General features: G+C 64.7%; 7 protein-coding genes and 1 riboswitch. Of the genes, 6 read left to right on the top strand and 1 reads right to left on the bottom strand.

The genetic code is table 11. The features are described from left to right. The first annotated feature begins 704 nt into the window (after positions 1-704). Positions 705-903: riboswitch (cobalamin riboswitch) on the top strand. A 93-nt stretch (positions 904-996) separates the two neighbouring features. From cobW to K7431_RS25335, 4 genes are all read left to right on the top strand, one after another. Beyond that, positions 997-2058, top strand: coding sequence for a cobalamin biosynthesis protein CobW (gene cobW, locus K7431_RS25350; RefSeq protein ID WP_012723861.1), 1062 nt, complete (start codon positions 997-999; stop codon positions 2056-2058). A 3-nt stretch (positions 2059-2061) separates the two neighbouring features. Next, on the top strand, positions 2062-5823 hold the full coding sequence (gene cobN / locus K7431_RS25345) for a cobaltochelatase subunit CobN (RefSeq protein ID WP_012723862.1): 3762 nt from the start codon (positions 2062-2064) through the stop codon (positions 5821-5823). 216 nt (positions 5824-6039) lie between these two features. Then, positions 6040-7038 (top strand): ATP-binding protein, encoded by a 999-nt coding sequence (locus tag K7431_RS25340; protein ID WP_012723863.1) that lies wholly within the window; start codon positions 6040-6042, stop codon positions 7036-7038. A gap of 53 nt (positions 7039-7091) precedes the next feature. After that, on the top strand, positions 7092-7694 hold the full coding sequence (locus K7431_RS25335; protein ID WP_012723864.1) for a vWA domain-containing protein: 603 nt from the start codon (positions 7092-7094) through the stop codon (positions 7692-7694). Between the two features lie 107 nt (positions 7695-7801). Here the strand turns inward: K7431_RS25335 and K7431_RS25330 are convergent, their stop codons facing one another. Next, complete coding sequence (locus tag K7431_RS25330) at positions 7802-8749, bottom strand: DUF1853 family protein (RefSeq protein ID WP_012723865.1); 948 nt, start codon at positions 8747-8749, stop codon at positions 7802-7804. A gap of 146 nt (positions 8750-8895) precedes the next feature. On the opposite strand from K7431_RS25330, the gene K7431_RS25325 reads away from it, so the two are divergent. Both K7431_RS25325 and K7431_RS25320 read left to right on the top strand, forming a co-directional pair. Continuing rightward, a complete protein-coding gene (locus K7431_RS25325) occupies positions 8896-9786 on the top strand; it encodes an NAD(+) kinase (RefSeq protein WP_003190745.1) in 891 nt (296 codons plus the stop codon). Then, on the top strand, positions 9783-10757 hold the full coding sequence (locus tag K7431_RS25320) for a metallophosphoesterase (RefSeq protein ID WP_370636180.1): 975 nt from the start codon (positions 9783-9785) through the stop codon (positions 10755-10757). Before K7431_RS25325 ends, K7431_RS25320 begins: the two co-directional genes overlap by 4 nt. The last annotated feature ends 6 nt before the right edge of the window (positions 10758-10763 follow it).

Raw genomic sequence — 10763 nt, 5'->3', positions numbered from 1 at the left:
CACTCCGGCTTGAATCCGTGGGCCGCCGCCACGCGCCATCCATGGCGCGGGGCGGCTAACCCGGCGTCCTGCCGGGTTACCCACGGATTCAAGCCTGCGTTCGGCCAGCGTGTTTGACGGGGCGCCTGAGATCAAGATCAAGATCAAGATCAAAAGCAAGAGCACGGCGGCCTGAAAGCCGACCTGAGTGGTTGGATCAAAAGCAGATACGTGCATGGCGGTGTGTCAGCTGATGCAGTTGTGGCTGTCACACTGCAATCGGGGGCAAGCCCCCTCCCACATTTGGACCGCGATCGACAGACGCAACTCCGGTCGGCTTTAAGGCCGCCGCGTTTGCCTTTGCTCTATACCACTCAAGCCGGCTGTCAGGCCGCTGTGCTTTTGCTTTTGATCTTGATCTTAGGCGCCCCGTTAAACACGCTGGCCGGAATTCGACAGGGATTTGGGGGGTAAACCGGCAGGGATGCCGGTTTAGCCGCCCCGCGCCATGGATGGCGCGGGGCGGCGGCCCCCCAAATCCCTGTCGGATTACGGGCACACCGAGCCTAGGCGAGGTGCCGAGTGTTGGGGCAAGAGCCCTTTGGTTACTTTGGGGCTCTTTTCCAAAGTGACCCGCCGTAAGGGCGGAACCCATATCAGCCGTTACCGCAGCAATGGATATGTACTCAACCCAACCCCATCATTGACCATCCCCCAAGCACTGCGTAGCCTTGCACCCTCGAGGTTCTTCGGCCCAGGCCGAAGCTAAGAAGGGAACGCGGTCCAAGCCGCGGCTGCCCCCGCAACTGTAAAGGGTTCATCTGACTGCCACGCCACTGCCACCAGGCGGGAAGGCGCAGCCAGCGCCGGTCGCAAGACCCGCAAGCCCCAAGCCAGGAGACCTGCCTCGTAACCGATTTTCCACTTCAACCGGGCGGGGTGATCCGGTGACGAAATCCGCTGCTGCGCGCCGTCGCAGGGCCTATCGTCCCGTATGCCCGCCCCCAAGGGCATCCGATGAAAACACTGGCCAAACTTCCCGTCACCATCGTTACCGGCTTTCTCGGCTCGGGCAAAACCACCTTGCTGCGCCATATGCTCGACAACGCCCAGGGCCGTCGCATCGCGGTGATCGTCAATGAATTCGGCGAGTTGGGCATCGACGGTGAAATCCTCAAGCAGTGCTCCATCGGTTGCACCGAAGAAGAAGCCAACGGCCGCGTCTACGAGCTGGCCAACGGCTGCCTGTGCTGCACCGTGCAGGAAGAATTCTTCCCGGTGATGCGCGAACTGGTCGCCCGTCGCGGCGACCTTGACCATATCCTCATCGAAACCTCCGGCCTGGCCCTGCCAAAACCCCTGGTGCAAGCCTTCCAGTGGCCGGAAATCCGCAGTGCCTGCACCGTTGACGCGGTGATCACCGTGGTCGACAGCCCGGCCGTGGCCGCCGGCACGTTCGCCGCGTTCCCGGACCAGGTCGATGCCCAGCGCAAACTCGACCCGAACCTCGACCACGAATCGCCACTGCACGAGCTGTTCGCCGACCAGTTGGCCAGTGCCGACCTGGTCATCCTCAATAAAGCCGACCTGATCAGCGCCGAAGACCTGGCCCGCGTGCGCCTGGAAGTCGCCGAAGAACTGCCGCCGGCGGTGAAGATCATCGAAGCCAGCAGCGGTCGCCTGCCGCTGGACGTGCTGATCGGCCTGGGCGCTGGTTCCGAAGAGCATATCGACGGTCGCCACAGCCATCACGATCATCACCACGACGGTGAAGACGATCACGATCACGATGCGTTTGACTCCATCTCCATCGACCTGCCGCAAGCCGACGAAGCGCTGCTGCTCGACGCCCTGACGCAATTGGTGGTGCAGCACGGCATCCTGCGTGTCAAAGGTTTTGCCGCGATCCCGAACAAGCCAATGCGTCTGCTGATCCAGGGCGTGGGCACGCGTTTCGACAAGCATTTCGACCGCGCGTGGGGCGCCGACGAAGCGCGCATCACGCGCCTGGTGCTGATCGGCCAGGACCTGGACGCGGCAGGTCTCGAAGCGCAACTGCGCGCAGCCCTCAGCGTTTAACCCATGCACCTGCTCAGGACTCAGCCCGGTGGTTTTGTCTCGGACGACAATATTGCCGACCTTGGCCAAACCCCCGCTGAACTAGTGATCCTGTGCAGCGGTGATTCCAGCCTGGCGCTGCTGGCCGAAGCGGCCCAGCAGTTGCCCGACGACTACCCCAGCTTGCGCCTGGCCAACCCGATGCAGGTGCAGAACCATGCCTCGGTCGACCTGTACGTCGATGAGGTGCTGCGCCACGCCAAGGTCATCCTGATTTCGCTGCATGGCGGCATCGGTTATTGGCGCTACGGCATCGAGCGCTTGGTGGAGTTGGCCGAGCGTGGCGTGCAGTTGATCCTGGTGCCGGGGGATGATCGCCCGGACCCGGAGCTCAGCGCCTTGAGTACTGTGGGCGCAGAAGAGCGTGATCGCCTCTGGCAGTTCCTGCGCCAGGGCGGCCTGGGCAATGCCTTGGATTTCTATCGCTGCCTGGCCAGTGGTTACCTGGGCCGCGACTACGCCTGGGAAGCGCCGCACACCCTGCCGCGCACGGCGATTTATCATCCTCGTCACGCCAATGCCCGTCTGACCGATTGGCAGGCCGACTGGAACGCTGACTGGCCGGTGGCGGCGGTGCTGTTTTATCGCTCGCATTTGCAGGCGGCCAATACCGGTTTTATCGACGTGTTCTGCCAGCGTTTGCAGGCGGCGGGCCTCAACCCGTTGCCGATGGCGGTGGCCAGTTTGAAAGAACCGGGCTGCCTGACGGTGGTCGAGGACTGGCTGGATGAGGTCGGTGCGGCGGTGATCCTGAACACCACCGGCTTTGCCCAGTCCAGCCCCGAAGCGCCGCACCTGCGTCCGTTTCGCCGCAATATCCCGGTGATCCAGGCGATCTGCGCCCAGGACAACCAGCCCGGCTGGGAAGCCAGCGAGCAAGGCCTCGGCCCGCGTGACCTGGCCATGCACATTGCCTTGCCGGAGCTGGACGGGCGCATTATCAGCCGGCCGATCAGTTTCAAGGACCTGGCCTGGCGCAGCGAGCGCAGCCAGTCGGATGTGGTGTGCTACCGCGCCGCACCTGAACGCATGGATTTTGTCGCTGAGCTGGCGCGGCGTTGGGTCGAGCTGGCGCGGGTGCCGAATGCGGATAAACGCATTGCGCTGATCCTTGCCAACTACCCGACCCGCGACGGCCGGATCGGTAACGGCGTGGGCCTGGATACCCCGGCCGCCGCGCTGAATATCCTGCGTGCCCTGCAGGCTGAAGGCTATCCGCTGCCGGACACCTTGCCCGACAGCGGCACGGCGTTGATCCACGACCTGTTGGGCGGTGTCACCAACGACCTGGACAGCCTCGACCTGCGCCCGTGCCATCAAAGCCTGGGGCTGGATGACTACGAGGTGCTGTTCCAGCGCTTGCCCGAGGCCAATCGCCAGGCGGTGCTGGAACGCTGGGGCCCGCCGCAGAACGACCCGATGTGCCGCGACGGTCGCATGATGATCGCCGGCCTGCGCCTGGGCCTGACCTTTGTCGGCATCCAACCGGCGCGGGGTTATCAGGTGGACGCCAGCGCGGTGTATCACGATCCGGACTTGGTGCCGCCTCACGCGTACTTGGCGTTTTACTTTTGGCTGCGCCATACCTACGGCGCCCACGGCGTGATCCATGTGGGCAAGCACGGCAACCTCGAATGGCTGCCGGGCAAGGGGGTGGGCCTGTCGGAGAACTGCTGGCCCGACGCGCTGCTGGGGCCGCTGCCGAATATCTACCCGTTTATCGTCAACGACCCGGGCGAGGGCGCCCAAGCCAAGCGGCGCACGCAGGCGGTGATCATCGATCACCTGATGCCGCCGCTGACCCGTGCCGAAACCTACGGCCCACTGCGCAACCTGGAGTTGTTGGCCGACGAGTATTACGAAGCGCAATTGCTCGACCCGCGCCGCGCCCTGGCGTTGCAGAAAGATATCCTCGCGCTGGTGCGTGAAACCCGCATCGACCAGGAGCTGGAGCTGGAGAGCGATGCCGACGCGGCCGTGTGGCTGCCGCGCCTGGACACCTACCTGTGCGACCTGAAGGAGTCGCAGATCCGCGACGGCCTGCACATTTTTGGCGAGTCGCCCGCCGGCCGCTTGCGTATCGACACCTTGCTGGCTTTGCTGCGCATCCCGCGTGGCGATGGCCGTGGCCCGCAGTCGAGTGTGCTGCGGGTGCTGGCCAAGGCGTTTGACTTGGGTTTCGACCCGCTGGACTGCGCCCTGGCCGAACCCTGGACCGGACGGCGTCCCGAGGTGTTGCAGAAGATCGACGCTCAGTTGTGGCGCACTGCCGGTGATACCCGCGAGCGCCTGGAGCTGTACGCGGCGCGGTTGATCGAGCAGGCCTTGGAAGGGCCGCTGGAACAGTTGGAAGAGCCCGGCTGGGAAGACGTGAAAGCCGTGATCGAAAGCCTGCGTATCGTCGTGGCGCCACGCCTGGACGCCTGTGGGCCGGCGGAAATGCGCGGGCTGCTGGACGCCTTGGGCGGCCGTTTCGTGCCCGCTGGCCCCAGCGGTGCACCGAGTCGCGGGCGTTTGGATGTGCTGCCCACCGGACGCAACTTTTTCAGCGTCGACGTGCGCAACCTGCCCACCACCACCGCCTGGCGCATCGGTTTCCAGTCGGCCAACCTGATCCTGGAGCGACACCTCCAGGACCATGGCGACCATCTGCGCCAGCTCGGCCTGTCGGTATGGGGCACCGCGACCATGCGTACCGGTGGCGATGATATCGCCCAGGCCATGGCACTGATGGGCGTGCGCCCGGTGTGGGCGACGGGCAGCCAGCGCGTGGATGACTTCGAGATTCTGCCGATCAGCTTGCTGGACCGGCCGCGCGTTGACGTGACGCTGCGGGTGTCCGGCTTCTTCCGGGATGCCTTTGCTAACCTGATCCGCCTGTTCGATGCAGCGGTGCAGGCGGTGGCCGCGCTCGACGAACCGGACGCTATGAACCCGTTGGCGGCCAAGGTGCGCAGTGAGCGCGAGGCGTTGCTGGCGTCCGGCCTGGACGCAGAGGCTGCGGCGAAACAGGCCGGCTGGCGCATCTTCGGCGCCAAGCCTGGCGCCTATGGCGCGGGTGTGCAGGGCGCGATCGACGGGCGCCTGTGGCAGAGCCGCGAAGACCTGGCCGAGGTCTACCTGAACTGGGGCGGCTACGCGTATGGCGGCGCCGACGAGGGCACCGCCGCCCGCGAACAGTTCGCCCAGCGGTTGAGCCAGGTGCAGGCCGTTTTGCAGAACCAGGACAACCGCGAGCACGACCTGCTTGATTCCAATGATTACTACCAATTCCAGGGCGGCATGCTCGCCGCCGTGGAAACCCTGAGCGGTGACAAGGCCGCCAGCTACCATGGCGACCATAGCCAGCCGGACCTGCCGAAGATCCGTACCTTGAAGGAAGAGCTGAACCGGGTGATCCGTTCCCGCGCCGCCAACCCCAAGTGGATCGAAGGCGTGAAGCGCCATGGCTATAAAGGTGCGTTCGAGATGGCGGCGACCGTGGACAACCTGTTTGCGTTCGACGCCACTACCGCGCTGATTGACGATCACCAATACGCTTTGTTGGCCGACGCCTATTTGCTCGACCCCGACACCCGGGCCTTTGTGCAACAGCACAACCCGGATGCACTGCGCGATATGACCGAACGCATGCTGGAAGCCCAGCAGCGTGGGATGTGGCAAGAGCCGGGGGCGTACCGTGAAGCGTTGGAAAACCTGTTGCTGGATATAGAAGAAGACAGCTAACACGTATTTGGTTTTTTGTGTGGTGAGCGGGCTTGCCCCGCGCTGGGCTGCGAGGCGGCCCTGACAAGGTCGCCTCATTTTTTCAGGTATAACGCGGTGTATCGCAGGGGGGGCGGCTTCGCCGCCCAGCGCGGGGCAAGCCCGCTCACCACAGGGCAAGCCTGCTCACCACAGGGCAAGCCCGTTCACCACAGGCAGGATTTAAAGAGAATTCGCATGACTGATATTCCCCATTTCCCGCTGTCCGCCGTGGTCGGCGCCGACGACCTGAAACTGGCGCTGTGCCTGACCGCCATCGACCCAAAGATCGGCGGCGTGCTGATCGAAGGCCCACGCGGCATGGCCAAGTCGACCCTGGCGCGCGGCCTCGCGGACCTGTTGGCCAGCGGACAGTTCGTGACCTTGCCGTTGGGCGCCACCGAAGAGCGCCTGGTGGGCACACTGGACCTGGACGCCGCATTGGGCGAGGGCCGTGCGCAATTTTCACCCGGCGTATTGGCCAAGGCTGACGGCGGCGTGTTGTATGTCGACGAGGTCAACTTGCTACCCGATCACCTGGTGGACCTGCTGTTGGACGTGGCGGCAAGCGGCACCAACCTGATCGAGCGCGACGGCATTTCCCATCGCCATTCGGCGCGGTTTGTGCTGATCGGCACCATGAACCCGGAGGAGGGCGAGCTGCGCCCGCAACTGCTCGACCGCTTTGGTTTCAACGTGGCGTTGAGCGGGCAGACCTTGCCGACCGAGCGCGGGCAGATCATCCGTCGGCGGTTGGATTTCGACAGCGATCCCGCGGTGTTCTGCGTGCAATGGTCTGAGCCTCAAGCAGCCTTGCGCGAACGTTGTACCCAGGCGCGGGCGCGGCTCGACAGTATCGAGTTGGATGACCGGGCGCTGGCGCAGATCACCGAGCGGTGCTTCGCCGCCGGTGTCGACGGCCTGCGTGCGGACCTTGTCTGGCTGCGAGGCGCCAGGGCGCATGCCGCATGGCGGGGGGCCAACGCCATCGCCGAGGAAGATATCGAAGCCGTTGCCGAGTTTGCCCTGCGCCATCGCCGTCAGGAGCAAGCGCCACCGTCCAGCCCGCCTCCTGAAGGCCAGGCACCGAAACCGTCGGACACCTCGCCCGGCCAAGGCCAATGGGGTGATATGCCCGCCCCGGCGTTACCCACCGGCGCTCGTCGGGATGTGCCCGCCTGGCCAAAAAAGCCCTAGGCATTCGCCCCCGGCCTGACGCGGGGGCGGATGCCCGGCCCAAGGCAGGGCGATTGGACAGCGGCAGGCACGGCAAGGCACGCAGCGCCAAGCAAGGCACGATCAATTGGCCGGGCACTTTGCTCGGTGGTCGGCCGCAATCGCGAGAGGACTTGCTGTTTCACCTGCGCAGTCGTGCGGCCCATGAGCTGTGGCTGGTGATTGTCGATGCGTCGGCGTCTACACGGCGGCATCGGGCGTTAACCGACGCCAAGGGCTTGTTGGCGCAATTATTTGATGACGCTTACCGCCAACGGGCACGGATGGCGTTGTTGACCGCGAGCGGGCCAGTGCCGAAGTGGCAGGTACAGGGATTGAAAGCAGCCAAGGGCTTGGCGGGCTGGCTGGAGCAGTTGGGGGCGGGCGGTGGCACGCCATTGCTGGCGGCGTTGACCGAAGCCGGGGAATGGCTGGCGGTACGGCGCACGCGATATCCGGCGGAGCGGCAGCGGTTGCTGGTGATTACTGACGGGCGACTCAAGGAAACTAACGGCCTACCGCTGTTGGAGTGCCCGGGGTTGCTGGTCGATATCGAGCGTGGGCCGATCAGGCTAGGTCGGTCCCGGGAGTTGGCGATCAGGTTGCAGTTGGAGTATCGGCATATCGATCAGCTGTAGTGCCTGGGCAACCGCTATCGGGGCAAGCCCCCTCCCACAGGAGAAATGCGCTCACCGGTGGGAGGGGGCTTGCCCCCGATGAGGCCCTGAAACTCACTACAAAAAACTCAGCCAGCCCCCGGCACATTCGGCCAAAGGTCCGCCACCAGGAATAACCGCTCAGCTTCCTCCCAATCCTCACCCACCTGCACCAGCCGCACCAGCAACTGCGCCGGTGCCATCGGGTCCAGGTCGGCCAGCCAGCCCTGCATCCGCGCTTCACTCCACACCTCATCCGCCGCGTAATGCGCCGGCGCCAACCACGCATGCCGGGGCAGGGGTTGCCAGTAGCCCGGTGCGCTGGCGCTGACAAATGCCTGCCAATCACGCTGATGCAGCCAACGCCCACGCAAATGCTGGGGATGGGCGCCAACGGGCGGCTGGGCTTGGCCAGGCCAGGGATACAGCAGATAACCGCCCAGCCACAAGTGCGCGTCGAATTGTTGGATGTCCAGCGCTTCCAGCGCCTCACGGCTTTCCGCCCGCGCTGAAATCGGCAGTTGATGCTGGGCCAGATGCGCGAGCTTGCGGTCCAGTCGGTCATGGCAGCCCGGACCCAGCCATTGCGCGGTGTCCTGGCCGTTGCCGTCTTGCGGCCCGAGATAGAGTTTGATCGCCAGTTCCAGGTGATGCACGCCATCACGGTCGCGCAGCAGCATGTCCAGCTCGCCGAGGGTATGCCCGGCGCGGCGGATCGGCAGGTTGGCCGCCAACAGTTCCACGCCCGGCGCATGGTGCACGGCGAACTGCCACAGGCGTTCGTAATACAGGCCCAGGCGCCGGGTGCGTGACAGGTTCAGCCATTGCTGCAGGGCGCTGCTGTCCTGGTCCAATTGTCGCAGCCAGTGTTCGAGCCGATGCGGCGCTTGCACCCAGTCGCTGCCGGTCAGCGGGTGGCGCTGCGGCCACGGCGTTTGCGCGAGCATCGGCGGGGCAAGCATCACCCACGCCAGGTCGCGCACTTCGGGGTGGCGCAGCTGGCGGGGCAGGTTGTGCAGATCCGGGAACACAGTCATGGTCCGAGCATAGCCTTTTAACGACGGTGCAGGGGGCCGAGAACCATTGTCATCAAGGCTTCACGGCGACAAAGGATTTTGCCTGACGCAGCCTTTCGCCCATAATCGTTCTTTTTTCGCCGCACCCCACATCCCGCAGGAGCCCCATGGAGCACTTTCGCAATATCGGCATTATCGGTCGCCTGGGCAGTACCCAGGTGCTGGACACCGTCCGCCGGCTGAAAAAATTCCTGCTGGAACGCCACCTGCATGTGATCCTTGAAGACACCATCGCTGAAATCCTGCCGGGCCACGGCCTGCAGACCTCGTCGCGCAAGATGCTCGGTGAAGTCTGCGACATGGTCATCGTGGTCGGCGGCGACGGCAGCCTGTTGGGCGCCGCTCGCGCGCTGGCGCGGCACAATGTGCCGGTGCTGGGGATCAACCGGGGTAGCCTGGGGTTCCTCACTGACATCCGCCCGGATGAGCTGGAAGTCGAAGTGGCCAAGGTGCTCGACGGCCATTACCTGGTGGAGAACCGCTTCCTGCTGCAAGCTGAAGTGCGCCGTCACGGCGAGGCCATCGGCCAGGGCGACGCCTTGAATGACGTGGTGCTGCACCCCGGCAAATCGACGCGCATGATCGAGTTCGAGCTGTATATCGACGGCCAGTTCGTGTGCAGCCAGAAGGCCGACGGCCTGATCGTCGCCACGCCTACCGGCTCTACGGCCTACGCGCTCTCGGCGGGTGGCCCGATCATGCATCCCAAGCTGGATGCCATTGTGATCGTGCCGATGTATCCCCATATGTTGTCGAGCCGGCCGATTGTGGTCGACGGGAACAGTGAGCTGAAAATCGTGGTGTCCAAAGACATGCAGATCTACCCGCAAGTCTCCTGCGACGGGCAGAACCATTTTACCTGCGCCCCCGGTGACACCATCACCGTGAGCAAGAAGGCACAGAAGTTGCGGTTGATCCATCCGCTGGACCACAACTATTACGAAGTGTGCCGCACCAAGCTGGGCTGGGGCAGCCGCTTGGGGGGTGGAGGCGACTGATGCTCGATCCCGCGCGTAGCTACGACCTGATTGGTGACGTGCACGGTTGCGCCCATACCCTTGAGCATTTGCTCGACCGGCTGGGCTACCACAAGCAGGGCGGCACCTGGCGCCATCCGTCGCGCATGGCGGTGTTCCTCGGCGATATCATCGACCGTGGCCCACGCATCCGCGAGGCGCTGCATATCGTCCACGACATGGCTGAGGCCGGCCAGGCGCTGTGCATCATGGGCAACCACGAATTCAACGCCTTGGGTTGGAGCACACCGGCGCCGCCAGGCAGTGGCAAGCAGTTTGTGCGCGAGCATAGCCCACGGCATGCGCGGTTGATCCAGGAAACCCTGACCCAGTTCGAACACCACCCGGACGATTGGCGCGACTTCCTCGGCTGGTTCTATGACATGCCGCTGTTTGTCGACGCCGGGCGTTTCCGCGTGGTGCATGCGTGCTGGGACGAGGGCTTTATCCAGCCGCTGCGCGCGACCTTCCCCGGCGGCTGCATCGACCAGCACTTCCTGCAGGCTGCCGCCGTGCCGGGCAGTTTTGCCTGCAACGCCTTCGACCGCCTGCTGCGCGGCACCGATATGCGCCTGCCGGATGGCCTCACGCTGACCGGTGGCGACGGCCTGACGCGTTCGTTCTTCCGCACCAAGTTCTGGGAAGACGACCCGAAAACCTATGGCGACATCGTGTTCCAGCCCGACGCCTTGCCGGAGCCAGTGGCGCGTACGCCGTTGTCGTCCACCGAAAAGAATTCCCTGCTGCGCTATGGCGTCGATGAGCCCTTGCTGTTCGTCGGGCATTACTGGCGCAGCGGCAAGCCGGCGCCGATCCGCGACAACCTGGCCTGCCTGGACTACAGCGCGGTGCTGTACGGCAAGCTGGTGGCGTACCGCCTGGACCAGGAAACCCGTCTCGACCCGCGCAAGTTCGTGTGGGTCGATGTCGAGCGGCCGGAGGTGCTCACATGAGCCCCC

Origin of the sequence: Pseudomonas fluorescens group sp. (assembly GCF_020093335.1) — a bacterium.
Lineage (GTDB): Bacteria > Pseudomonadota > Gammaproteobacteria > Pseudomonadales > Pseudomonadaceae > Aquipseudomonas > Aquipseudomonas petroselini.
The sequence above is the reverse complement of the archived record's forward strand: the minus strand, read 5'-3'. Positions and strand labels throughout refer to the sequence as shown.